At 71.2% G+C, this 23,261-nt stretch carries 24 protein-coding genes and 1 pseudogene; 14 read left to right on the top strand and 11 right to left on the bottom strand.

Annotated elements, in window-relative coordinates; translation table 11 throughout:
• Positions 1-8 precede the first annotated feature (8 nt).
• The 5 genes from truA to glmM all read left to right on the top strand — a co-directional run bounded on the left by truA (position 9) and on the right by glmM (position 4,102).
• Positions 9-857, top strand: coding sequence for a tRNA pseudouridine(38-40) synthase TruA (truA, locus tag D8M34_RS15685; RefSeq protein ID WP_126894448.1), 849 nt, complete (start codon positions 9-11; stop codon positions 855-857).
• 53 nt (positions 858-910) lie between these two features.
• Positions 911-1,579 carry an endonuclease/exonuclease/phosphatase family protein gene (locus D8M34_RS15680; protein WP_126894447.1) on the top strand — a complete coding sequence of 223 codons (669 nt, stop codon included), beginning with the start codon at positions 911-913 and terminating at the stop codon, positions 1,577-1,579.
• Between the two features lie 191 nt (positions 1,580-1,770).
• On the top strand, positions 1,771-2,217 hold the full coding sequence (gene rplM, locus D8M34_RS15675; RefSeq protein ID WP_025104385.1) for a 50S ribosomal protein L13: 447 nt from the start codon (positions 1,771-1,773) through the stop codon (positions 2,215-2,217).
• 26 nt (positions 2,218-2,243) lie between these two features.
• Positions 2,244-2,729, top strand: coding sequence for a 30S ribosomal protein S9 (gene rpsI, locus D8M34_RS15670; RefSeq protein WP_025104384.1), 486 nt, complete (start codon positions 2,244-2,246; stop codon positions 2,727-2,729).
• Positions 2,730-2,743: 14 nt separating this feature from the next.
• Positions 2,744-4,102: a phosphoglucosamine mutase gene (gene glmM / locus D8M34_RS15665; RefSeq protein WP_062766240.1), complete on the top strand. Its 1,359-nt coding sequence runs from the start codon at positions 2,744-2,746 to the stop codon at positions 4,100-4,102.
• A 21-nt stretch (positions 4,103-4,123) separates the two neighbouring features.
• On the opposite strand, the gene D8M34_RS15660 is transcribed toward glmM, so the two are convergent.
• Both D8M34_RS15660 and D8M34_RS15655 read right to left on the bottom strand, forming a co-directional pair.
• Positions 4,124-4,585, bottom strand: a complete 462-nt coding sequence (locus tag D8M34_RS15660; protein ID WP_126894446.1) for a VanZ family protein — start codon at positions 4,583-4,585, stop codon at positions 4,124-4,126.
• Between the two features lie 47 nt (positions 4,586-4,632).
• Positions 4,633-5,568 (bottom strand): Ppx/GppA phosphatase family protein, encoded by a 936-nt coding sequence (locus D8M34_RS15655; RefSeq protein ID WP_126894445.1) that lies wholly within the window; start codon positions 5,566-5,568, stop codon positions 4,633-4,635.
• A gap of 28 nt (positions 5,569-5,596) precedes the next feature.
• Between D8M34_RS15655 and coaA the strand changes: the two genes are divergently transcribed.
• The 8 genes from coaA to D8M34_RS15615 all read left to right on the top strand — a co-directional run bounded on the left by coaA (position 5,597) and on the right by D8M34_RS15615 (position 14,294).
• Positions 5,597-6,550, top strand: a complete 954-nt coding sequence (coaA, locus tag D8M34_RS15650) for a type I pantothenate kinase (protein ID WP_126894444.1) — start codon at positions 5,597-5,599, stop codon at positions 6,548-6,550.
• Between the two features lie 63 nt (positions 6,551-6,613).
• Positions 6,614-8,461 (top strand): glutamine--fructose-6-phosphate transaminase (isomerizing), encoded by a 1,848-nt coding sequence (glmS, locus tag D8M34_RS15645; RefSeq protein ID WP_062766244.1) that lies wholly within the window; start codon positions 6,614-6,616, stop codon positions 8,459-8,461.
• 105 nt (positions 8,462-8,566) lie between these two features.
• Positions 8,567-8,926 (top strand): holo-ACP synthase, encoded by a 360-nt coding sequence (locus D8M34_RS15640; protein ID WP_025104378.1) that lies wholly within the window; start codon positions 8,567-8,569, stop codon positions 8,924-8,926.
• A complete protein-coding gene (alr, locus tag D8M34_RS15635; RefSeq protein ID WP_025104377.1) occupies positions 8,923-10,029 on the top strand; it encodes an alanine racemase in 1,107 nt (368 codons plus the stop codon). Before D8M34_RS15640 ends, alr begins: the two co-directional genes overlap by 4 nt.
• Entirely contained in the window at positions 10,026-10,517 is a 492-nt protein-coding gene (gene tsaE / locus D8M34_RS15630; RefSeq protein WP_374460673.1) for a tRNA (adenosine(37)-N6)-threonylcarbamoyltransferase complex ATPase subunit type 1 TsaE, read from the top strand. Before alr ends, tsaE begins: the two co-directional genes overlap by 4 nt.
• Positions 10,514-11,359, top strand: coding sequence for a response regulator transcription factor (locus D8M34_RS15625; protein WP_062766247.1), 846 nt, complete (start codon positions 10,514-10,516; stop codon positions 11,357-11,359). The genes tsaE and D8M34_RS15625 overlap by 4 nt, the downstream gene beginning before the upstream one ends.
• Before the next feature lie 209 nt (positions 11,360-11,568).
• Positions 11,569-13,161, top strand: a complete 1,593-nt coding sequence (locus D8M34_RS15620) for a sensor histidine kinase (protein WP_126894443.1) — start codon at positions 11,569-11,571, stop codon at positions 13,159-13,161.
• Positions 13,158-14,294, top strand: a complete 1,137-nt coding sequence (locus tag D8M34_RS15615) for a hypothetical protein (RefSeq protein ID WP_025104373.1) — start codon at positions 13,158-13,160, stop codon at positions 14,292-14,294. Before D8M34_RS15620 ends, D8M34_RS15615 begins: the two co-directional genes overlap by 4 nt.
• Positions 14,295-14,309: 15 nt before the next feature.
• On the opposite strand, the gene D8M34_RS15610 is transcribed toward D8M34_RS15615, so the two are convergent.
• On the bottom strand, positions 14,310-14,978 hold the full coding sequence (locus D8M34_RS15610) for a FadR/GntR family transcriptional regulator (RefSeq protein ID WP_025104372.1): 669 nt from the start codon (positions 14,976-14,978) through the stop codon (positions 14,310-14,312).
• 185 nt (positions 14,979-15,163) lie between these two features.
• Here D8M34_RS15610 and D8M34_RS15605 point away from each other — a divergent pair, with 185 nt between their 5' ends.
• Positions 15,164-16,951, top strand: coding sequence for a 2-isopropylmalate synthase (locus tag D8M34_RS15605; protein WP_126894442.1), 1,788 nt, complete (start codon positions 15,164-15,166; stop codon positions 16,949-16,951).
• Here the strand turns inward: D8M34_RS15605 and csrA are convergent.
• The 8 genes and pseudogenes from csrA to fliN form a co-directional block, all read right to left on the bottom strand.
• Positions 16,948-17,199 carry a carbon storage regulator CsrA gene (gene csrA, locus D8M34_RS19785; RefSeq protein WP_060922132.1) on the bottom strand — a complete coding sequence of 84 codons (252 nt, stop codon included), beginning with the start codon at positions 17,197-17,199 and terminating at the stop codon, positions 16,948-16,950. The genes D8M34_RS15605 and csrA overlap by 4 nt on opposite strands.
• 4 nt (positions 17,200-17,203) lie before the next feature.
• Positions 17,204-19,267 (bottom strand): flagellar biosynthesis protein FlhA, encoded by a 2,064-nt coding sequence (locus D8M34_RS15595; RefSeq protein ID WP_025104369.1) that lies wholly within the window; start codon positions 19,265-19,267, stop codon positions 17,204-17,206.
• On the bottom strand, positions 19,264-20,355 hold the full coding sequence (locus D8M34_RS15590; protein ID WP_025104368.1) for an EscU/YscU/HrcU family type III secretion system export apparatus switch protein: 1,092 nt from the start codon (positions 20,353-20,355) through the stop codon (positions 19,264-19,266). The genes D8M34_RS15595 and D8M34_RS15590 overlap by 4 nt, the downstream gene beginning before the upstream one ends.
• Positions 20,352-21,113, bottom strand: a complete 762-nt coding sequence (locus D8M34_RS15585) for a flagellar biosynthetic protein FliR (protein WP_025104367.1) — start codon at positions 21,111-21,113, stop codon at positions 20,352-20,354. The genes D8M34_RS15590 and D8M34_RS15585 overlap by 4 nt, the downstream gene beginning before the upstream one ends.
• Before the next feature lie 4 nt (positions 21,114-21,117).
• Positions 21,118-21,390: a flagellar biosynthesis protein FliQ gene (gene fliQ, locus D8M34_RS15580; protein WP_025104366.1), complete on the bottom strand. Its 273-nt coding sequence runs from the start codon at positions 21,388-21,390 to the stop codon at positions 21,118-21,120.
• Positions 21,387-22,196 carry a flagellar type III secretion system pore protein FliP gene (gene fliP / locus D8M34_RS15575; protein WP_126894441.1) on the bottom strand — a complete coding sequence of 270 codons (810 nt, stop codon included), beginning with the start codon at positions 22,194-22,196 and terminating at the stop codon, positions 21,387-21,389. Before fliP ends, fliQ begins: the two co-directional genes overlap by 4 nt.
• Positions 22,193-22,603, bottom strand: a complete 411-nt coding sequence (locus tag D8M34_RS15570; protein ID WP_238695681.1) for a flagellar biosynthetic protein FliO — start codon at positions 22,601-22,603, stop codon at positions 22,193-22,195. Before D8M34_RS15570 ends, fliP begins: the two co-directional genes overlap by 4 nt.
• Before the next feature lie 71 nt (positions 22,604-22,674).
• Positions 22,675-23,261, bottom strand: a pseudogene (gene fliN / locus D8M34_RS19215) (flagellar motor switch protein FliN); the annotation flags it as partial.

Below are 23,261 nucleotides of genomic sequence, written 5' to 3'. Positions count from 1 at the left end.
CTGGCCTCGTGCGCATCCGGCTCGACATCGCCTACGACGGCACCCATTTCCGCGGGTGGGCCACGCAGCCCACGCTCCGCACGGTCCAGGGGACGCTGGAGGCGGCGCTCGCCCGGATCGTCGGCTCCGACGTGCGGTTCGTCGTCGCCGGGCGGACGGACGCCGGCGTGCATGCGAGCGGACAGGTCGCGCACGTGGATCTCGACGAGGCGCAGTGGGCCCGGATCCAGGCACGGCACGGCCGCGCCGCCGAGGATCCCGCGGGCAGCATCGCGGCGCGCATGCGCGGGGTGCTCGGCGCCTACCCCGACGTGACGGTCGTGCGCTCCTCCCTCGCCCCCGAGGGCTTCGACGCGCGCTTCTCCGCGGTCTGGCGACGCTATCGGTACCGGCTCGCCGACGACCTCGCCGGCTATGACCCGCTGCGGCGTCTCGACACCACCATCATCCGGGGTCGGCTGGACGCCGAGGCCATGGACGCCGCCGCCCGGACCCTCATCGGTCTGCACGACTTCGCCGCCTACTGCAAGCCGCGCGAGGAGGCCACGACCATCCGCACGCTGCTCGACTACCGGTGGCAGCGGGACGCGGACGGGGTGCTCGTCGCGGAGGTGAAGGCCGACGCGTTCTGCCACAGCATGGTGCGGGCCCTCGTCGGCGCCTGCGCGGCGGTGGGGGAGGGACGCCTCGACGTGGGCGACCTCGTCGTGCTCCGCGATGCCCTCACGCGGACCAGCGAGTTCAAGGTGCTCGCCGCCCGCGGGCTCACGCTCACCGAGGTCGGATACCCCGCCGACGACCTCCTCGCCGCGCGGGCAGCCCAGACCCGCGCCCGCCGGGATCACGAGACCGACTGATCGTCCGGATCCGGAGCCGGGGCACAGATGGGGCGGGTAGCGTGGGGACGATCATGAAGGTCATCTCCTACAACCTGCGCAAGCACCGGGCCGCCGGCGAGCTCGCGGCGCTCGTCGATGAGCATGATCCCGACATCCTCTGCCTGCAGGAGTGCGATGTCCCGGGGCTGCCGGACCGGATCGGCGGTCTCGTGCTGGCGGATGCGACGCAGGGCAACCGCCTCGGTCTCGCGCTCTTCTATCGCGAGAGCACCTACCGCCTGCAGGGCATCCGCACCCTCGGCCTGAAGAAGTCGCTGCACGATCGCATCGCGAAGCCGGCGCACGAGCGCGTGCTCGGCGCGCGCCTGCGCGACATCGACGACGGCGGCGAGTTCATCGTCGCGTCCTTCCACGCCGCGCCCCTGACGGCGTTGAACTCGCTGCGGCGGCATCAGATCCGTGCGGCGCTCGCCGAGCTCGCGACGCTGGGCGAGGGGCTGCCGCAGCTCATGGTGGGGGATTACAACTACCCCGTGTTCAAGGAGAACCTCGGGCAGGCCGTGCGCGACCAGGGCTACGCGCTCTCCCTCAGCGACGACCACACCTACACGCGCTACCGCGTCTTCCGCGGGCACTACGACTTCGCGACGTCGTCCGGCTTCGAGATCGAGCGAATCACCACGCTGCCGCAGCGCTCCAGCGACCACCGCCCGATCCTCGTGACGGTCCGCCCGGACTGAGTCCGGGCGCCGGCGGGTTTGGGAATGCCGTTCCGGTGGCGTATGCTGACTCTTTGGTGCCCTTCCCTGTCCTGCGGGGAAGACGCACATCCGAACGTGAGCCCTCCACTGGCGTGTTCCTCCCCGTAGGGAAGAACCACCCCGGAGTGGGATTCACGAACACCTCCGTTCGACAAGAAAGCAGCACTATCGTGACGCGCACTTACACCCCCAAGGCTGGCGAAGTCCAGCGCGACTGGGTCGTCATCGACGCCACCGACGTCGTTCTCGGCCGTCTGGCTTCGCACGCGGCGACGCTCCTGCGTGGCAAGCACAAGCCGACCTTCGCCAACCACATCGACTCAGGTGACTTCGTCATCATCGTGAACGCCGACAAGGTCGCGCTCACCGGTCAGAAGCTCCAGAAGAAGATGGCGTACCGCCACTCCGGCTACCCGGGTGGCCTCAAGGCCGTCAGCTACGCCGAGCTCCTCGAGAAGAACCCGGTCCGCGCCGTGGAGAAGGCCATCCGTGGCATGCTCCCGAAGAACAGCCTGGGCCGCCAGCAGCTGTCGAAGCTGAAGGTGTACGCCGGTGCCGAGCACCCGCACGCCGCGCAGCAGCCCCAGCCGTACACCCTCGACCAGGTCGCCCAGTAAGCGCCGTACAGACTAAGGACATACTCGTGGCTGACATCCAGGACTCCACCGAAAACCTCCAGAACTTCTCGACGTCGACCCCGGAGACCGACGCGGTCGAGGCGGCTCCCCGCCCCGTGCTGAGCGTCCCCGGCGCCGCTGTCGGCCGTCGCAAGCAGGCCATCGCCCGCGTGCGTCTGGTTCCCGGCTCGGGCACCATCACGGTCAACGGCCGCACGCTCGAGGACTACTTCCCGAACAAGCTGCACCAGCAGCTCATCAACGACCCGTTCACCGCGCTGAACCTCGCCGGTGCCTACGACGTGATCGCCCGCATCTCGGGTGGTGGCGACTCCGGCCAGGCCGGCGCCCTGCGTCTCGGCATCGCCCGTGCCCTCAACGGCATCGACGCGGAGAACAACCGTCCGACCCTGAAGAAGGCCGGCTTCCTCTCGCGCGACGCTCGCGTCAAGGAGCGCAAGAAGGCCGGACTCAAGAAGGCCCGTAAGGCGCCTCAGTACTCGAAGCGTTAAGGTCCACTGCTCCGATGCCGATCTTTGGCACGGACGGCGTGCGAGGACTCGCCAATGGCATCCTCACCGCCGACCTGGCGCTCACCCTGGCCCAGGCGACTGCTGTCGTCCTGGGCCAGGGCCGTACTGCGGAGGCTCGCAAGGCCGAAGGCAAGCGACTCACCGCCGTCGTCGCCCGTGACCCCCGGGTCTCGGGGCACTTCCTGACCGCCGCCGTCTCCGCGGGACTCGCCTCCTCCGGCGTCGACGTCCTCGAGGCCGGGGTCATCCCCACGCCGGCGCTGGCATTCCTCGTCGCGGATCGCGACGCCGACTTCGGCGTGATGATCTCCGCGTCGCACAACGCGGCGCCCGACAACGGGATCAAGATCTTCGCCCGCGGCGGACGCAAGCTCCCTGACATCGTGGAGCAGCGCATCGAGGAGGCCATGCACGGCGAGATGCTGCGCCCGACCGGTGCCGGCGTCGGCCGCATCGACCGGTTCTCGGACGCCGAGGACCGCTACGTGGTGCACCTGCTCGCGTCGCTGCCGCACCGTCTCGAGGGCATCCACGTCGTGCTCGACTGCGCCCACGGCGCCGCCTCCGGTGTCTCGCCGGAGACGTTCCGCGATGCCGGCGCCGAGGTCACGGTGATCGGTGCCGACCCCGACGGCTGGAACATCAACGACGGCGTCGGTTCGACCCACCTCGACAACCTCGCCGAAGCCGTCGTCCGGCTCGGCGCCGACGTCGGCATCGCGCACGACGGCGACGCGGATCGCTGCCTCGCGGTCGACGCACAGGGCAACGTCGTGGACGGCGACCAGATCATGGCCATCCTCGCCGTGTCGATGAAGGAGCGCGGTCGTCTCACCGACGACACCCTCGTGGCCACGGTCATGAGCAACCTCGGCCTGCACGTCGCGATGCGCGAGCACGGGATCACGGTGCGTCAGACGGCCGTCGGCGACCGCTACGTGCTCGAGGACATGAACGCCGGCGGCTACGCCCTCGGCGGCGAGCAGTCCGGCCACGTCATCATGAGCGAGTACGCCACCACGGGTGACGGCCTGCTCACCGGTCTGCACCTGGTGGCCGAGATGGCGCGGCAGGGCAAGTCCCTCGCCGAGCTCGCGTCCGTCATGACCGTGTACCCGCAGCTGCTGATCAACGTCCGCGACGTCGACAAGGATCGCGTCGCCGATGACGAGGTCGTGCAGCAGGCGGTGCGCGACGTCGAGGCCGAGCTGGGCGATACCGGGCGTGTGCTGCTGCGCAAGTCCGGCACCGAGCCGCTGGTGCGCGTCATGGTCGAGGCGGCCGACTCCGAGTCGGCACGGGCTCACGCCGAACGACTGGCTGCCGTGGTGCAGGAGCGCCTCGCCCTCTGACGGGGGCGGGGGCTCGCTGCCTCACCCTGCCGGCGAGGTCGGCTGCACGGCTCTCGGGCGCGGCCGCAGGCCCACGGCCACCCGCACGAGCAGGCATCCGACGATGGTGCCCAGGGTGTTCGCGATCACGTCCGACAGCGTCGGGTAGCGGCTGGGCAGCAGCGTCTGCACGAGCTCGATCGTGGCGCTCGCGGCGTAGCCCGTCAGGATCACGAGCCAGGGGCTCCAGCGCGGCCATCCCGCGGCCAGGAGAAGCCCGAACGGGACGAACAGGGCGATGTTCGCGAGGAACTCGAACACGGTGTAGCTCGTCGAGAGCGAGATCCCGAGATGGGCGGAGGCGTACTCCGGGAGACGGAACGCGATACCCGTCACCCGCGAGGCGACCGTGGCCGGCAGCCAGACGATCATCGCGACGGCGACGACGTACGGGACGAGCAGCACGCGCGCCGCGATGGCGGTCTTCGACAGGCGGGAGGGCATGGCGCGAGCCTAGGGGGCGAACCTGGGGATCCGTCCGGCGGCGGGGGTCACCCGGGCGGGCCCTGCTGCTCGATGTACCGCAGCAGCACGCCTTCCCGCAGCGCCCAGGGCGACACCTCCAGCTCCTCCACGTCGAGCGCCGTCATCGCCGCATGCAGCGACACCGCCGCCGCGACGATCTGGAAGGTGCGGTCGGGAGTGATGCCGGGGAGCTCCTGCCGCGCCGATGCGGGCAGACGCGCCAACCGCGGGATCCACGATCCGAGGGCCGCACGCGGCAGCAGCATCCGCTCGCTCCCCGACCAGCCGGGGACGGGGTAGCCGACCAGACGCGCGAGGGAGCGGATGGCCTTGGACGATCCGACGACGTGGTCGGGACGGGGGAGCGCCGTGAACGCGGGGACGACGGAGGCGAGCGTCGTCGTCGCATGCGCGCGGAGCCGGTCCACGTCGTCCTCGCCGGGTGGGTCCTGCGGGAGGAAGCGCACCGTCATGCGTCCCGCGCCCAACGGCACGGAGGCGGCGATCTCCGGGAGCTCCTCGGCCCCCGCGGCGATCTCCAGCGAACCGCCGCCGATGTCGAGGAGCAGCAGTCGGCCGGCGGACCAGCCGAACCAGCGTCGCACGGCGAGGAAGGTGAGCGCGGCCTCGGTCTCGCCGTCGAGCACCTGCAGCGGCTGGCCGAGCGCGGCCTCGATGCGGGCGATCACGGCAGCCCCGTTGCGGGCGTCGCGCACGGCGCTCGTGGCGGTGGCGAGGAGAGCGTCGACGCCCTCGGTCTCGGCGACCCGACGTGCCTGGGCGACGGCCGCCTCCAAAGCCCGCACGCCCTCCTCGGCGATCGCGCCGTCCGGTGTGAGGTAGCGCATGAGGCGCAGCACGGTGCGGTCGCTCGTCGTCGCGAGCGGTCGTCCGCCGGGACGCACGTCGGCCGCGAGCATGTGGACGGTGTTCGATCCGATGTCGATGACTCCGAGGCGCACGGGATGAGGATACTCGCGCGCGGTTACGATGGACGACGTGACCACCGTCGACTCCACGCTGCCGCTGTCGCCGTACCGGGAGATCGGGCGCGCGGAGTGGGCGCGTCTCGCCGCGGGACTCGACCAGCCGCTCACCGAGACCGAGGTCGTCGAACTCCGAGGCATCGGCGACCGGCTCGACCTCACCGAGGTGCGCGAGGTCTACCTCCCGTTGAGCCGGCTGCTGAGTCTGTACGCGAGCGCGACCAAGCAGCTCGGCGCCGCGACCTCGACGTTCCTGCAGGAGGACGACACCACGACGCCGTTCGTCGTCGGCGTCGCCGGCTCCGTCGCGGTGGGCAAATCGACGATCGCCCGGCTCCTCCGCGAGCTCATGAGCCGCTGGCCGGGGACGCCGCGGGTGGAGCTGGTCACGACGGACGGCTTCCTCTACCCGAACGCCGAGCTGGAGCGCCGCGGACTCATGGACCGCAAGGGCTTCCCCGAGTCGTACGACCGCCGGGCGCTGATCCAGTTCCTCACAGAGGTCAAGAGCGGGGCTCCCGAGGTGCGCGCGCCGTTCTACTCCCACATGCGCTACGACATCGTCCCGGACGCCCACGTCGTGGTGCGCCGGCCGGACGTCGTGATCGTCGAGGGGCTGAACGTCCTGCAGCCCCCGCCGGCGCCGAACGACGTGGCCGTGAGCGATCTCTTCGACTTCTCGATCTTCGTGGACGCCGACACGGCACACATCGAGAAGTGGTACGTCGACCGGTTTCTCGCTCTGCGGCAGGGTGCCTTCAGCAACCCGAACTCGTACTTCAACGTGTTCGCGCACCTCACCGACGAGGAGGCGATCACCACTGCATTGGGATACTGGAACGAGATCAACATGCCCAACCTCGTCGAGAACGTGATGCCGACTCGGCATCGGGCACGGCTCGTCCTGCGGAAGGGCGCGGATCACGACGTGGAGAGCGTGCTCCTGCGCAAGCTCTGAGCGCTCGCGGCGGCATCCGATTGTTCGGACGGTTCGCAAAAAATGCCGCTTACCCTTATCGGCATGTGTGGAATCGTCGGATACGTGGGCCCGCGGCCCAGCCAGGACATCCTTCTCGCCGGCCTCGCCCGGCTCGAGTACCGCGGCTATGACTCCGCGGGCATCGCCGTGATCGACGGCGAGGGGACGCTGGGCATGCGCAAGAAGGCGGGCAAGCTCGCCATGCTGCGCGACTCGCTCGGCGACGCCCCCCTCGCCGACGGCACGACCGGCATCGGCCACACCCGCTGGGCGACGCACGGCGGCCCGACCGACGTCAACGCGCACCCGCACCTCGCCGACGACGACAAGCTCGCGGTGATCCACAACGGCATCATCGAGAACTTCGCGGCCCTGCGCGACGAGCTCCTCGCCGACGGCGTCGCCTTCCGCAGCGAGACCGACACCGAGGTGGCCGCCGCCCTCCTGGGCCGCGAGTACGCGGGCAACGGCGGCGATCTCGCCCTCGCCTTCCGCACGGTGGTGAACCGCCTCGAGGGGGCCTTCACGCTCCTGGCCATGCACCAGGACCACCCGGGGCTCGTCGTCGGCGCCCGCCGCAACTCGCCGCTCGTGATCGGTCTGGGCGAGGGGGAGAACTTCCTCGGCTCCGACGTTGCCGCCTTCGTCGAGCACACCCGCAAGGCACTGGCGATCGGTCAGGACCAGATCGTCTCGATCACCCCGGACGCGGTGACCGTGACCGACTTCGCCGGGACGCCCGTCACCGCCGAGCCCTTCGACGTCTCCTGGGACGCCGCCGCCGCCGAGAAGGGCGGATGGTCGAGCTTCATGGCCAAGGAGGTCGCGGAGCAGCCCGAGGCGGTCGCGAACACCATCCGCGGACGCATCCGCGACGGTCAGGTCGTGATCCCGGAGCTGGACGGCCTCGACGAGCTCTTCGTCGGCATCAACCGCGTCATCATCACGGCGTGCGGCACGGCCTCCTATGCCGCGCTCGTCGGCAAGTACGCGATCGAGCAGTGGGCCCGCGTGGCCGTCGACGTCGAGCTCGCCCACGAGTTCCGCTACCGCGACCCGGTCATCGGCGCGGACACCCTCGTGGTCTCGATCAGCCAGTCCGGCGAGACCATGGACACCCTCATGGCCGTGAAGTACGCCCGGGAGCGCGGTGCCCGCACGCTGTCGGTCTGCAACACGCAGGGCGCGACCATCCCGCGCGAGTCCGACGCCGTCGTGTACACCCACGCCGGCCCGGAGGTCGCCGTGGCCTCGACCAAGGCGTTCTCCGCCCAGATCACGGCCCTGCTGCTGCTCGGCCTGCACATGGGCCGCGTCCGCGGTGTTGTCGCCGACGCCTCCACGGACGTCGAGGAGCTCGCCGCGCTGCCGGAGAAGGTCGCGAAGGTGCTGGAGAGCGAGCACGAGCACGTCTCGCAGCTCGCCGGCTGGATGGCCGACACCCGCTCGGTGCTCTTCCTCGGTCGCCACGTCGGCTATCCGATCGCGCTCGAGGGTGCGCTCAAGCTCAAGGAGATCTCCTACATCCACGCGGAGGGCTTCGCCGCCGGTGAGCTCAAGCACGGTCCGATCGCCCTGATCGAGCCGGGACAGCCGGTGTTCGTGCTCGTGCCGTCGCCGCGGCACTCCGCGCTCGTGCACTCCAAGGTCGTCTCCAACATCCAGGAGATCCGCGCCCGTGGCGCCCGCGTCATCGTCGTGGCGGAGGAGGGTGACGCCGCCGTGCTGCCCTTCGCCGACGAGGTCATCCACATCCCGCTCGCCGGACCCATGTTCGAGCCGCTGCTCGCCGTGGTTCCGCTGCAGATCTTCGCGATGGCGCTGGCCACCGCGAAGGGCCTCGACGTGGACCAGCCGCGCAACCTCGCGAAGTCCGTCACGGTGGAGTGACCGCCGACCCACCCCCTTGTGTTCCTCCCACCCCTCTGCGTGCGCACGCAAAGGGGTGGGGTGTACGGAGAGGGGTGGGTGGGCAAGCCCGAGTAGGCTGAACGCGTGATCATCGGCACCGGCATCGACCTCGTGGACATCCCGAGGTTCGAGCGCACGATGACCCGCACCCCTCGCCTGCGCGAGCGGCTGTTCGCTCCGTCCGAACGGGAGCTCCGGCTGCCGTCTCTGGCCGCGCGATATGCCGCGAAGGAAGCGCTGATCAAGGCGCTCGGCGGCTCCGACGGCGTGCACTGGACCGAGATCGAGATCGCCTCGGAGGCCTCCGGAAAGCCGCACTTCGTGCTGTCCGGATCCACCGCCGCGGTCGTCGAGGAGCGCGGCATCCGCACGCTGCATCTCACCCTCACCCACGATGCCGGCCTCGCCGCCGCGTTCGTCGTCGCCGAAGGAGCCCCGCTGTGACCGTCCCGTTCCGCGAGGCCACGATCGACCTCGATGCGATCGCCGACAACGTGCGGCACTTCCGCCGGCTCACCGGAGTCGAGGTGCTCGTCGTCGTCAAGGCCAACGCCTACGGCCACGGCGCCGCCGCGACCGCCGTGGCCGCGCTCTCCGCCGGTGCGACGCGGCTCGGCGTGGCCGAGATCCCGGAGGCGCTGGAACTGCGGCGTCAGGGCGTGCACGCGCCTGTGGTGGCCTGGCTGCACGCCCCGGGGGAGCGGTTCCTGGAGGCGGCTGCGGAAGGGGTCGAGGTCGGCATCTCGTCGTACGACCAGCTGCAGGCGGCCGCCGCCGCCGCGTCCGCGGACCGCCCGGTCGCCGTGCACCTGAAGCTCGAGACCGGGCTGTCACGCAACGGCATCGCTCCCGACGACTGGGGGACGGTGCTCGCCGAGGCCGCCCGGCTGGAGCGCATCGGCCGCCTGCGCATCGTGGGCCTCTTCTCGCACCTCTCCAACGCCTCGCCGGCCGACGACCGCGCCGCGCTCGCCCGGTTCGAGGAGGGTGTGGCGCAGGCCGCGGCGCTCGGCGTACGCCCGGAGATCCGCCACATCGCCGCCACGGCCGCCGCGATCGACCTGCCTGAGACACGGCTGGACGCCGTCCGCATCGGCATCGGCACGTACGGCCTCTCGCCCTTCGACGACCGCTCCTCCGCGGAACTGGGTCTGCGCCCGGCCATGACCCTGCGCGGGGCGGTGGCGGCCGTCCGTCGTGTTCCCGCCGGTACCGGGGTCTCCTACGACTACGTGCACCGCACCGACCGCGAGACCACCCTGGCGCTCGTGCCCCTCGGTTATGCCGACGGCGTGCCCCGCAGCGCCTCAGGACGCCTGCCCGTGTCGATCGGAGGGCGCCGCTACACGAACGTCGGACGGATCGCGATGGATCAGTTCGTCGTGGACGTCGGGGATGCGCCGGTGGGTGTCGGTGACGAGGTCACCCTGTTCGGGGATCCGACCCTCGGCGTGCCGTCAGCCACGGATTGGGCGGAGGCCGCTGGCACGATCGGCTACGAGATCGTCACCCGCATCGGTCACCGGGTGCCGCGGAGGACGACGTGAGCCTGGACCCCGCGTTCCTCGGACGCCGCCGGATCTCCACCTCCGAGGAGATGGAGCAGCTCGGCCTGCGCATCGGCGAGCAGCTCGAGCCGGGCGACCTCCTGATCCTCACCGGGCCGCTGGGGGCGGGCAAGACCACGTTCACCCGCGGCCTGGCCGAGGGCCTCGGGGTGCGCGGTCCCGTGCAGAGCCCCACGTTCGTGATCGCCCGCACGCATCCGTCGGTCGTCGGCCGCGCGCCGCTCGTGCACGTCGACGCCTATCGCCTCGGCTCCGCGGCGGAACTCGACGACCTCGACCTCGACCTGGAGCGATCGGTCGTGGTCGTGGAATGGGGCCGCGGTATGGCGGAGGAGCTCGCCGACGCCTGGTGGGACATCGAGATCGAACGCCCCGTCGGTGCCGGCGAGGACGACGCCCTCGACCCGTCGGAACTCGACGCCGACGCGCCTCGCGTCGTCACGATCACCCGTGAGGAGCGCGCGTGACGGCGGGGGAGCCGCTGGTCGCGGTCATCATCGAGGACGACCCCGGGGTCCGGTCGCTGCTGGACGAGGTGTTCCTCGCCGCGGGGTTCCGCACCGTGCTGGCCGGCTCCGGGCCGGAGGGGCTCGCGGCGGTCGCGGCGCACCGTCCGATCATCACCACGCTCGACATCAACCTCCCCGGCATCGACGGCTTCGAGGTCGCGCGGCGCATCCGACAGGTCAGCGACACCTTCATCATCATGCTGTCCGCCCTGGCCGACGAGTCGGACGTGGTGCTCGGCCTCACCTCCGGTGCCGACGAGTACCTGGTGAAGCCTTTCCGGCCGCGCGAGCTGCGTGCCCGGATCGAGGCGCTCCTCCGGCGCACCCGCACCCCGGCGACGGACCCGCTCCCTCTCGCCGCCGCGCAGGTCCCGGCGGCTTCGACCCCCGTGCCCGCGGCCTCACCCGCCCCGAGTGCCGCGCTCCCGGCCGGTGCCGCCGCCGATGCCACCGTGGCCACGTGGCGAGGGCTCGTGCACCGTGACCTCAGTCTCGACCTCGACACGCGCCTCGTGCTCGTCGCCCAGCGCCCCGTCGAACTCACCCCCACCGAGTTCGACCTGCTCGCGGCGCTCCTCGAGGCCGGCCGCCGGGTCTGCAGCAAAGCCGACCTCGCGCTCGGACTGCGCGGAGCCTCCGGCGACGCCTTCGATCGGGTAAGCGAACCCGACAAGCGGGCGATCGAGACGCACATGGCCAATCTGCGTCGGAAGCTCGGCGACAGTCCCACCGCCCCTCGCTACATCGAGACGGTGCGTGGCGTCGGATACCGCCTCACGTCCGACGATCGGCGCCCCTGACGGGAGGGGTCGAGGCCGCGGCTCCCCCACCGCGGCCCCGGATGCCTGCGAATCCCCACTCGCGCGGCCCCAGCTTCTGCGAAATCCCCAGTCGCAGCGTCGGCTCCCACTCAGAATCGTAGGGCGCGAACGCCTCCTGAAGAGCGAGATGTGACGATCTTTGAGTAATCTTGCGTGAATGCTGAGGATCGACCGGGAGGCGGACCTTGATGATCCGCACGGTCTCGATCTGGCGGTGGCAGCTGGTGTTCACCGCGAGCATCGTCGCCATCGTGGTGATGGTCGCGGGCTTCAAGCCGCAGACCCTCGCGATCCCGCTGTTCATCGGGGGGATCGGCCTCATCGTCGTCACCACCCTGGTGGCGCTCATGGTCCCGTGGCGACGTCTGCCGCGCACGGCGGTGACGGTCCTCCCGCTGCTCGACGTGCTCGGGGTCGGACTGACGACGAACGTGCCGGATCTCCGGCTCGGCTTCCTCTGGGTCTTCCCCGTGGTCTGGCTGGCGACCTACTTCTCGATGCCCTGGGTGTTCGTCGGCATCGCGCTCAGCGGCGGCTGCCTGGTGTTCTTCTCGGACCGCTCCGGCCCGCCGGAGGACGTGCTGCTGCGCGTGCTCACGGTCGTCATCACCCTGAGCTTCCTCGGCGTGACGGTCCGCATCGGCGCCCAGCGCTCCGGCGCGGCACGGCGGCTCCTGCAGCGCCGCTCCGAGCAGGTGAACCGGGCGGCGGAGCGGGCCGAGACGAACCAGGAGCGCGTCACGCAGGTCATCGACGCGCTGCGCATCGCGCTGGTCGTGGTCACCTCCGCGGGCCGCATCCTGCAGATGAACGACGCCTACCGCACCCTCTACGGCCGTGACCGCTTCGGCGCGGCGCTCCCGTCGGCGTCCGTCGAGTACGACGCCCGGCGCGGGACGGCTCTGACCCCGGAGCGCACGACGCTGGCGCGGGCTGCCGCGGGGGAGTCGATGCGGGAGGAGCGGGTGTGGCTGTACGACGGGGCAGGGCAGTGGCACGCCCTGGCCGTGACCACGCAGCCCATCGCCGGAGCCCGGGAGGGGGAGCGCATCACCCTCGTCGTCATCGACGACGTCACCGCGCTCCTGGAGGCCGCCGAGGAGCGGCGGGCGCTGACCGCCGTGATCTCCCACGAGCTGCGCAACCCGCTGACCGCGATCATCGGCCACGTCGAGCTCCTGCGCGAGCGCGACGACCTCCCCGGCCGCGTGCCCGCGCAGATCGAGGTTATCGCGGACGCGGGGGAGCGGCTGCAGGATCTCGTCACGAGCATGCAGGCCCAGACGGGGCGGGTCTCGCACGACCCCTTCGAGCCGGTGGACCTGCGCGTGGTCGTCGAGGAGTCGGCCGCGTCGTTCGCGCCCCTGATGGGGGCCGCGCGGCAGGAACTCGTCCTCCACGGGGCCGAGCGGATGGTGATCACGGGCGACGCGTTCCGGCTGCGTCAGGTGCTGGACAACCTCCTGGGCAACGCCGTGAAGTACACGCCGGGGGGCGGGCGGATCACGGTGCGGCTGGCGGAGTCGGACGGACACGCCGAGGTCACCGTGGCGGACACCGGGATCGGCATCGCCGAGGAGGAGCTGCCGCGGCTGTTCGAGCCCTACTTCCGCGCGGACAGCGCCGTGCGCGGCGGCATCGCCGGCACCGGTCTCGGCATGGGCATCGCGCGGGACATCGTGGTCGCGCACGGCGGCGCCATCCTTGTGGCGAGCGAGGTGGACGTCGGGACCACCGTCACCGTCCGCTTCCCCCGACGAATGAGAGAGGACCCCGTATGACGCCGCTCGTGCCCGTCAGCGTCGACGTCACCACGAGCATGGTGGCCGTGGTGACCGTGCTCACCGCGATCGTCGTCGGTCTCGCCACCCTGGCGCGGCCGAGCAGGGCGACCATCGTCTGGGGCGTCGCCTTCGGCATCGGGATGCTCGGCGCCTACCTCTGGTTGGCCGGTCACCACACCGGCAGCCCCGTGCTCCGCGCGGCCGCCTCCGCGATCGTCGTCTCCTTCGTGCCGCTCGTGTGGCTCGGGGTGCGGATGCACTTCGGACGGTCAGCGCCCTGGCTGCCGGTCGTCCTCGCGCTCGTCGGCGTCCCCACGGCGCTGATCCTCACGGCGGGCACGCGCTGGTATCTGCCGGTCTTCCACGTCGTCTTCCTGGCGATGGCGGTCTTCGCCGGCCTGCTCGCCTGGGAGCTGCTCCGAGGGCAGCCGGCGTCGCGGGACATCGTGCTGCCTCTCGCGCTCGCCGCGTGCGGCTTCGTCGTGGTCGCCGTCGTGAGCGCCGGCTCCGCCCTCGTCTCGGGAGGCGTGAGCACGGAGGAGCAGCTCAGCGCGCTGCGCGGGATGAACGCGGTCGGGACGATCGTCGTGAGCACGTGCGCAGCCTTCACCCTCGTGCTCCTCGTGCGGGTGGAGAGCGCGACGCCCGGGACGGACGGCGCGGCGGAGCGCGCCAGGGAGCGGCTTCGCAAGGCGTCAGCGCAGAAGGACCCCGCCTGGTCGATCCTCGACATCCGCCTGGACGACCCCACCGACCTCCGCGAGGCGTCGAGCAGCGCCGGCTTCCGACGCATCGCCGATCGGTTCCACGCGGACATCGGCGACGCGCTTCCGGCGACAGCCGATGCGGAGCGGGTCGCCGACGACCGCGCGATCGTCATCATCCACGGAAGCGACGAGGCGGTGCGGTTCCACCTGCGGGCGATCCTGGCATCCGTGTCGATCATCGATCTGGAGGCGCCTGCGAGCGGGATCCGCTCCTCCGCCAGCATCGGCTGGGCGACCGCAGCCGTCGCGGGATACGACTACGACACACTCGTCGCGGCGGCGGCATCCGCGGCGGAACGGGCGCGCGACGCCGGCGGGGATCAGTGGAAACGGGCGCAGGAGTCGGATCTGACCGCCGTCTGAGCTCGCCTTCCGGCGTCAGCCGAACAGCCTCTTCACCGTATCGAGGTGCTCGCGGGTCAGGGCGCCGGCTGTCCGGGGGTCGCGCGCGGCGATCGCATCGCCGATACGCCCGTGCGCGTCCTGGTCGGCGGCGTCGCCGTGATGGCCGCGGATGCGCAGCATGTCGATCATGGCCTGCAGCGAGCGAGGGGCGAAGCCGTCGAACAGCTCTCGCAGCACGGGATTGCCGGAGGCGACGACGACGGCCCGGTGGAAGGCCATGTCCGCCTCGACGTGCGCGCGGATGTCCGTGCGTCGACGGTCGCGTTCGGCGAGCGTGCGCCTCAGCTCGTCCAGGTCGGCCGCGGTCCGGCGCTCCGCAGCGAGCGCCGCGGCCTCGACTTCGATCGCGGTGCGGGCCTCGAGGACCGCGATGATGTCGGCGCGGTCGAGGACGGCATCCCAGGTCGGGGCGGGCTCGACGGCCGTGACGAAGACGCCCGCGCCCTGGCGGGTGGCGAGCACACCGCGCCCGGCCAGGATGCGGATCGCCTCGCGGGCCGTCGAGCGACCCACGCCGAGCTGCGGAGCGAGCGTCGTCTCGCCGGGCAGCTTCCCGCCGACCTCCCATTCGCCGGCTCCGATCCGGGCGAGGAGCAGCTCGGCGGCCTGTTCGGCGAGGGATTCGCGGCGCACGGTCGTCATGGGTCCATTCTCGCAGGTGACTCGACTGCTCTGCTTGTCTGAGGAGTTGTGCTAGGTTCTCCCTATGCGCACATCCCGGTTCCTCCTCCTTCGTCGCCACGACGGGGTCTAGTCAGACCGGCTCCCCGTCGTGGGGAGCAGGACGCGCCGGTCGCCTTCCTCGCGATCCGAACAGGAACCCGATCATGACCCCATCCCGCGCCTTCCCGACCCTCGCCACCCCGTCCGGCGCCCTCCCCGACGACGCTCCGCACTGGAACAGGCAGCGGCCCTCGCAGATGCCCTCGCATCGCTATCGAGACGTGTACTCCCGTGTCGCCGTGCCGCTGCAGACGCGGACCTGGCCGAGCGCGCGACTGACCCAGGCCCCCCTGTGGGTCCCTGTGGATCTCCGGGACGGGAACCAGGCGCTGGCCGAGCCCATGGACCCGGCCCGCAAGCGGCGCTTCTTCGAGCTCATGGTCGCGATGGGCTACAAGGAGATCGAGGTCGGATACCCCTCGGCCTCCCGGACGGACTACGACTTCGTCCGGCTCCTCGCCGAGACCGACCTCGCTCCTGCCGACGTGACGATCGTGGTGTTCACGCCTGCGCGGCGTGACCTGATCGAGCGGACCGTCGAGTCCGTGCGCGGCATCCGGAACCCCGTCGTCATCCACATGTACACCGCCACGGCGCCGACGTGGCGCGATGTCGTCCTCGGCCAGGACAGGGAGGGGCTGAGGGCGCTGATCCTCACGGGCGGGCAGGACGTGCTCCGCTTGGCGGGAGACCTCGACAACGTCCGCTTCGAGTTCTCTCCCGAGGTGTTCACCCTCACCGAGCCGGACTTCGTCCTCGACGTGTGCGGGGTGATGACGACCCTGTGGGACGCGACCCCCGAGCGTCCCGTGATCCTGAACCTGCCGGCGACCGTCGAGGTCGCGACCCCGAACGTCTACGCGGACCAGATCGAGTACATGCACCGCAACCTCGGGCGTCGCGACGGGGTCATCCTCTCCGTGCATCCGCACAACGACCGCGGTACCGGCGTCGCCTGCGCGGAACTCGCCGTCCTCGCCGGTGCGCAGCGGGTCGAGGGGTGCCTCTTCGGCAACGGGGAGCGCACCGGCAACGTCGACCTCGTGACCCTCGCCCTCAACCTCCACGCGCAGGGGGTCGATCCGATGATCGACTTCTCCGACATCGACGAGATCCGCCGGACCGTCGCGCACTGCAACGGCATCGACATCCACGCGCGGCACCCGTATGCCGGCGACCTCGTGCACACCGCCTTCTCGGGCACCCATCAGGACGCCATCCGGAAAGGGTTCGCGGAGCATCGCGCCCGTGCCGCGGAGGAGGGCCGCCCCGAGGACGAGATCGAATGGCGCGTGCCGTATCTGCCCATCGACCCGGCGGACATCGGCCGTAGCTACGACGCCGTGATCCGCGTCAACTCGCAGTCCGGGAAGGGCGGCATCGCGTACCTGCTGGAAGACGCCTATGGGATCGAGCTGCCGCGGCGCCTGCAGATCGACCTCGCTCGTCACGTCCAGCGGCGCACCGAGCAGACGGGACGCGAGGTCACGGCCGCGGAGGTGTGGGACATCTTCCACGCCGCCTACCTCGCGAGCGCGGACACGGGACCGCTGAAGCTGCGGGCGGATGCCGACGTCGCGGGAGGGTGCACGACGATCACGCTCCATGCCGACGGCGTCGAGACGCGGACCCGCCACGACGGCGTCGGTCCGGTGGAGGCGCTGGGCACGGCGCTCGCGGCAATCGGTCTGCCCGTCGAGATCCTGAGTCTGCACCAGACGAGCATCGGAACGGGCCCGGACAGCGACGCGCTCACTCTGATCGAGTACCGCGACGGCGCGCGTTCGGGATGGGCGGCCGGCCGCGACCGCTCCGTGCTGGCGGCGACCCTGCACGCCGTGCGGAACGCGGCGGCGCGCCGCGCCGCGACGACGCCGGCCCGCGGGGACTAGGGGGTCTGCTTCTCGCGCCCCCGCGCGAGTGCCGCGGAGATCGCATCCGCGGCGCTCGCGTCGGTGTCGGCGGCGGCGGAGACGTTCTCGGCGACGACGGCCTCGATGATCTCGGTGCGCTGGATCCGGGTCTCCCGCGGGGCCTTGACGCCGATGCGCACGCTGTCGCCCTTGATGTCGAGCAGCGTGACCTCGATCTCGCCGTCGATGCGCACGCTCTCACCGATCCGCCTCGTCAACACCAGCATTCGTTCAGCCTACTGGTGCGGCGGGGGCGGCCCCGAGCGACGCGGTGGAGGAGTCGCGGACCACGCCGATCGTCTCGATCGTGAGGGGAGCGGCGGTCGCCTCGCTGTAGGAGAGGACGGGGAGGCCGTCGGTCTGCGCCGACACCAGCCGCCGCACGGCGGGACGCAGCGAGGGGGCGCAGACGAGCACCGGTTCGCCGCCGTCCGTCGGCGTCGCCACGGCCTGCTTCACCGACGCGATCACCGCTTCCATCCGCGGCGGGTCGAAGACGATCTGCGAGCCCTCGTCGCCGGGACGGAGACTCTCCAGCATCGCCTGTTCCAGCAGCGGGGCGATCATGACGACTCGGAGGGTGCCGTCCTCCGCGAAGCGGGAGGCGATGGCCGGTCCCAGGGCGGCACGGGCGGCCTCGATCAGTCCCTCCGGGTCGGTGGAGGTCTTCGCACGGAGCGCGAGCGCCTCGTAGATGCGGCTGAGGTCGTTGATCGGCACCCGTTCGGCGAGCAGCCCCTGCAGCACCCGCTGGACCTCCGCGAGCGACAGCAGCGCGGGGGTGAGCTCCTCGACCGCCGAGGGAGAGACCTGCTTCAGGGCGTCGGTGAGCTGACGCACGTCCTCGCGGCTGAGCAGGCGGGCGGCGTGCGTCTGGATCACGCTCGACAGGTGGGTGATGATGACGCTCGCCCGGTCGATCACCGTGGCTCCGGCGAACTCGGCGCTGTGGCGCATCTCCATCGGGATCCACTTGCCCTCGAGACCGAACACGGGGTCGAGGGCGGCGGTCCCCGGCAGGCTGTCCAGGCCCTGTCCGAGCGCCAGCACCGACCCGGTCGGCGCGGTGCCCCGCCCGGTCTCGACGCCCGCGATGCGGATGACGTAGGTCGCCTGGGGAAGCTCGATGCTGTCCCTGGTGCGCACGGGCGGGGTGACCAGACCGAGGTCGAGCGCGATGCGCCGCCGCAGCGCCTTGACCCTCGCGAGGAGGTCGTCGGGGCCGCCGGTCACCAGATCCACGATGTCCGGGGCGAGGAGGATCTCGAGGGGGTGCACCCGCATGCGCTCGATGAGCTCCTCCGGTTGGTCCACCGGCGCGGGAGCGGGTGCCTGCGCCGCCTCCGCCTCCTCCCGCTTGCGGGTCGCGGTGATGCGCTGGGCGATGAGCAGCAGCAGGGCGCCGATCACCAGGAAGGGGAGCATCGGCATGTGCGGGATGAGCGCCATGACGATGGCCGCGGACCCCGCGATGATGAGGGCGTTGCGCGACTGGCCGAGCTGCGTCGATGCGGCCGATCCCATCTCGGCCTCGGCGGTCGAGCGGGTGACGATCATGCCGGTCGAGACCGCCATGAGCAGCGCGGGGATCTGGGTGACGAGGCCGTCGCCGATCGTGAGCAGGCTGTAGGTGCTCACCGCCTGGTCGATCGACATGCCGTGCTGGACGAGGCCGATCGCGATGCCGCCGACGAGGTTGATGATGATGATCACGAGCCCGGCGATCGCGTCGCCCTTGACGAACTTCGAGGCGCCGTCCATCGCGCCGTAGAAGTCGGACTCGGCGGCGACCTCCGCCCGGCGCTCGCGGGCTTCGGTGTCGCTGATGAGGCCGGCGTTGAGGTCGGCGTCGATGGCCATCTGCTTGCCCGGCATCGCGTCGAGCGTGAACCGGGCGCCCACCTCGGCCACGCGCTCCGCGCCCTTCGTCACCACGACGAACTGGATCACGACGAGGATGAGGAACACGACGGCGCCGATGATGAGCGAGCCGCCCACCGCGATCGCCCCGAACGCCTCGATCACCTGTCCCGCGTACGCCTCGCCGAGGACGAGGCGGGTGGAGGCGACGTTGAGCCCGAGCCGGAACAGCGTCGCCACGAGCAGCAGCGAGGGGAACACCGAGAAGTCGAGCGGCTTCTTCACGAACATCGACGTCAGCAGGATCACCAGCGCGAACATGATGTTGAGGATGATCAGCACGTCGAGCAGGAACGGCGGCACCGGGACGACGAGCAGCATGATGATGCCGACGACGCCGATCGGCACCCCGAGCGTGGTGAGGAGCTTCTTCATACGGTCCTCCGGTAGGGGAGCGAGTGGATGCCGCGGGCGGCGCCTCGGCGCCGCAGCGCGTCGACGAACACGAGGACCCGTGCCACGGCGTTGTAGAGGTCTTCGGGGATCTCCTGGCCCAGCTCGCACGCGGCGTGCAGAGCGCGAGCGAGGCTGATGTCGCGGACGAGGGGGACGCCGGACTCGAGCGCCTTCTCGCGGATCCGCTCGGCGATGACGCCGCTGCCCTTCGCGACGACCCGCGGGGCGGACGTGCCGGGGTCGTATTCGAGCGCGATGGCGATGTGCGTGGGGTTGACGACCACGACGTCGGAGCCGGCGACCGCGGCGATCATGCGGTTGCGGCTCACCGCGAGCTGACGCGACCGGCGCTGCTGCCGGATGAGCGGGTCGCCCTCGGAGTTCTTGTTCTCGTCGCGCACCTCGCGCTTGGTCATGCGCGTGTGCTTGCGGTTGCGGCGCATCACGACGAACAGGTCGATCGCGGCGAGCACCAGACCCACGGCGATGGCGGTCTGCAGCAGGGCCGCGGTGCCGTCCGCCGCGGTGCCGAGCAGCCGCGACACGGAGTGCGCGCCGCTCGCCGTGAGCACGGGCATGAGCCCGGAGATGACGACCCACAGGGCGAGGGCGATGGCGGCCGTCTTCAGGAGCGCCTTCGCCCCCTCCCACAGCGCCTGCAGGCCGAACACCCGCCGCACGCCGGAGACGAGGTTGAACTGCTCGTAGCGCCCGGACAGCTTCCGCAGGTGCACGCCGCCCTGCACCACCGCGCCGAACAGCGTCACGATCGCGACCGCGGCCAGCAGCGCGCCCAGCGTGGGCAGCACCGAGGCGAGGGCCCGTCCGAGGGCGGCGAGCGCGGCCTCCGGAGAAGGCGCCTGCATGAGCCCGGCGAGGGTCACCAGCTGCTCGGTGCCGGCGGCGGTCCCCGCGGCGATGGCGGCGGGCATCATGACGGCTGCGGCGCCGATGCCGAGCCACGCCGTGAGGTCCTGACTGCGGGCGATCCGGCCCTTCTGCCTGGCCTCCCGGAGGTGCTTCTCGGTGGCCTTCTCGCTGCGTTCGCCGCTGTCCGAGCCGCTCACGGTGTCACCCCCTGCATCAGGCGGAACGCCTGGGTGGCGAGGGCGTCGACGATTCCCGGGAACGCGACGTACACGGCGCCCGCGAGCAGGAGCGTGAGGAGGATCTTGACGGGGAAGCCCATCGCGAAGGCGTTGAGCGCCGGCGCCACGCGCGTGATGAGACCGAGCCCGACGTCGGCGAGGAAGAGCACGAGGACGAGAGGACCCGCGATCTGCACGGCCGCCAGCACCATCTGGGACACCCCGTCGACGAGCAGCTCGGCGGGTCCCGCCACGCGGAAGATGCCGTCGACCGGCACCGCGTCGAAGCTGCGGGCGAGCCCGGCGAGGATGAGCTGATAGCCGCCGGAGGCGAAGAGCAGCGTCAGCGCGGTGAGGTGGAAGAGCCGGGTGAACTGCGCGCCGTTGACCATCGCCGCCGGATCGAAGGCCTGGGCGAGCTGGAAACCGCCGAACACGTCGATCAGGCTGCCCGCGGCCTGCACCGCGGAGAAGCACAGCAGCACGAGGAAGCCGAGCAGGGCCCCGGTGAGCAGCTGGATCACGAGCGCACCGAGGAACGGCCCGGTGTCCAGGCTCTCGTACCCGGGCGCGACGGCAGCCCCCACCGCGAGCGACAGTCCGATCGAGAGCATCGCCTTCACACGCACCGGGATCGCGCCGTACGAGAACGGCGGGGCGATCATGATGAACGCCGTGATGCGCACGGCGGCGAGCAGGGTGGCCTCCAGCCACGCGAAGTCGATCGGGATGAACACGGGCTCATCCGCTCAGCAGCGACGGGATGCGGGCGAACATCTCGTTCGTGAAGGCGATGATCTCGGCGATCATCCAGTTCCCCGCGATGAGCAGGGCGATGCCCACCGCGACGATCTTCGGCACGAACGACAGCGTCACCTCCTGCACCTGGGTGATGGACTGCAGCAGCGAGATCGCGAAGCCCACCACGAGCGCGGTGATGAGCATCGGGGCGGCGAGCTTGGCGGCGATCAGCAGCCCCTGGGCACCGATGTCGAGGACGGCTTCGGGACTCATCCCACACCTCCGTAGCTCTCCAGGAGCGCTTTGATGATGAGCCCCCACCCGTCGACGAGGATGAACAGCAGGATCTTGAACGGCAGCGAGATCATGACCGGTGGGAGCATCATCATGCCCATCGACATCAGCGCCGCCGCCACGACGAGGTCGATCACGAGGAACGGCACGAAGATCACGAAGCCGATGATGAAGGCGGCCCGCAGCTCCGAGATCATGAACGCGGGGATGAGCGTGTACATCGGCACGCTCGCGGCGTCCTCCGGATTGTCCTGCCCGGCCATCCGGGTCATCAGCGCGAGGTCCTCCTCGCGCGTGTAGTGCAGCATCCACTCCCGCAGGGGGGCCTGCCCGACGTCCACGGCCTGCGTGAACGTGAGCGCCCCGTCGACGTACGGCTGCACGGCGAGCGTGTTGATCTCGGTCAGCACGGGCCACATGATGAACAGCGAGAGGAACAGCGACAGGCCCGCGAGCACCTGGTTCGGCGGGATCGTCGGGAGGGACAGCGCGTTCCTGGTCATGGCGAGGACGACGAAGATCTTCGTGAACGACGTCATCATCAGCAGCAGCGCGGGGGCCACCGACAGCAGCGTGATCCCCAGGAGGGTGAGGATCGAGCCGGACGGGCCGCCGTCGATGCCGTTGATGTCGATCGTCACGCCCTCGCCGTCGTCCGGGGTGACCTCCGCGTGCGCGGCGGTGCCGGAGAGGGCGACGAGGACGACGGCGAGGAGGATCGCGACCGCGACGAGGACGAGCAGCCGCGAGGCGCGACCGCGATCGACGGCACGGGTCGCGGTCATCGTGCGCGCCGGAGGGCCTCGGCGGTCTGCCGCCAGGTGTCGGGGGAGAGGATGGAGCCGCGGAGCGGGTCGTTGCGGTGCCGCACGCGACGACGGAGCTCCGGTGCCGGGGCGACCGCCGGCGGTGCGCTCGTGAGTGCGGCGGCGGCGAGGATGCGGTCGAACTCGGCGTCGTCGGCCGTGCGGGTGGCCGGCGGGTGCCCGACCTCTGAGTCCGCGGGCTCCGGCCGCAGGGGAAGGCGGTCGACCACGCTCACACCGTGCTCGGTGACCCCGAGCACGTAGCGGGCGTCGTCGGTCTGCACGACCACGAGCTGCGCCTTCGGACCGATGCCCTGCCGCCCGAGCACCGTGATCGCCTCGGCGTCGCGGCGCCGCGCCTGGGTCTTCGAGACCCGGCGCTGCAGGAACCAGAGCAGCCCGAGGACGGCGGCGAGCGACAGCCCGACCCGCAGCGCGAGCAGGAGGTCGTCCAGGGTCAGGCCTCGACGTTCTCGAGGATGCGGGTGATCCGCACCGCGTAGTCCTGATCGACGACGACGACCTCGCCGTGCGCGATCGTGCGGCCGTTGAGCTTGACGTCGGCGGGAGCGCCCGCGGAGCGATCGAGCTCGACGATGCGACCGGGCTCGAGGTCGAGCACGTCGCGGACGGCCATGCGGGTGCGGCCGATCTCCACCGTCAGCTCCATCTCGACACCCGCGATGCGGTGCAGGCGGCCGTCGGCCCCGGTCGGGCGCGCGGGGCGGTGGGTGATCCGCACGGCGAGGCGGCCGATGAGATAGCGGGGGCGGAGGTGTGTCGGGTGCGGCTGTCCACCACCGCCAGCGGCATCCCGCCAGGCGCGAGGGGGTGCAGGCGGCGGGCGGCCCCGGTCGGGCGCGAGGGGCGGGGGGTGATCCGCACGGGGAGGCGGCCGATGATCCGGTCGGTGTGGTCCACGAGGTCGAAGAGCTGGGTCGGCGGGTCGGCGAACACGGCCGAGGCGTCGCCGACCGCGGCCTCGCCGCGCAGGCCCGGACCGAGGGCGGTCGCCGCGGCCTCGAGCGCGTCCAGCAGCCGGTC

Origin of the sequence: Microbacterium sp. HSID17254, from assembly GCF_003989315.1 — a bacterium.
GTDB lineage: Bacteria > Actinomycetota > Actinomycetes > Actinomycetales > Microbacteriaceae > Microbacterium.
The sequence above is the reverse complement of the archived record's forward strand: the minus strand, read 5'-3'. Positions and strand labels throughout refer to the sequence as shown.

What these genes read in the sequence shown, in the direction of transcription:
- D8M34_RS15680 (WP_126894447.1), top strand. Translation starts at nt 911, where the DNA reads ATGAAGGTCATCTCCTACAACCTGCGCAAGCACCGGGCCGCCGGCGAG.
- glmM (WP_062766240.1), top strand. Translation starts at nt 2,744, where the DNA reads ATGCCGATCTTTGGCACGGACGGCGTGCGAGGACTCGCCAATGGCATC.
- D8M34_RS15660 (WP_126894446.1), bottom strand. Translation starts at nt 4,585, where the DNA reads ATGCCCTCCCGCCTGTCGAAGACCGCCATCGCGGCGCGCGTGCTGCTC.
- coaA (WP_126894444.1), top strand. Translation starts at nt 5,597, where the DNA reads ATGGACGACGTGACCACCGTCGACTCCACGCTGCCGCTGTCGCCGTAC.
- glmS (WP_062766244.1), top strand. Translation starts at nt 6,614, where the DNA reads ATGTGTGGAATCGTCGGATACGTGGGCCCGCGGCCCAGCCAGGACATC.
- D8M34_RS15620 (WP_126894443.1), top strand. Translation starts at nt 11,569, where the DNA reads ATGATCCGCACGGTCTCGATCTGGCGGTGGCAGCTGGTGTTCACCGCG.
- D8M34_RS15615 (WP_025104373.1), top strand. Translation starts at nt 13,158, where the DNA reads ATGACGCCGCTCGTGCCCGTCAGCGTCGACGTCACCACGAGCATGGTG.
- D8M34_RS15610 (WP_025104372.1), bottom strand. Translation starts at nt 14,978, where the DNA reads ATGACGACCGTGCGCCGCGAATCCCTCGCCGAACAGGCCGCCGAGCTG.
- D8M34_RS15605 (WP_126894442.1), top strand. Translation starts at nt 15,164, where the DNA reads ATGACCCCATCCCGCGCCTTCCCGACCCTCGCCACCCCGTCCGGCGCC.
- csrA (WP_060922132.1), bottom strand. Translation starts at nt 17,199, where the DNA reads ATGCTGGTGTTGACGAGGCGGATCGGTGAGAGCGTGCGCATCGACGGC.
- D8M34_RS15595 (WP_025104369.1), bottom strand. Translation starts at nt 19,267, where the DNA reads ATGAAGAAGCTCCTCACCACGCTCGGGGTGCCGATCGGCGTCGTCGGC.
- fliQ (WP_025104366.1), bottom strand. Translation starts at nt 21,390, where the DNA reads ATGAGTCCCGAAGCCGTCCTCGACATCGGTGCCCAGGGGCTGCTGATC.
- fliP (WP_126894441.1), bottom strand. Translation starts at nt 22,196, where the DNA reads ATGACCGCGACCCGTGCCGTCGATCGCGGTCGCGCCTCGCGGCTGCTC.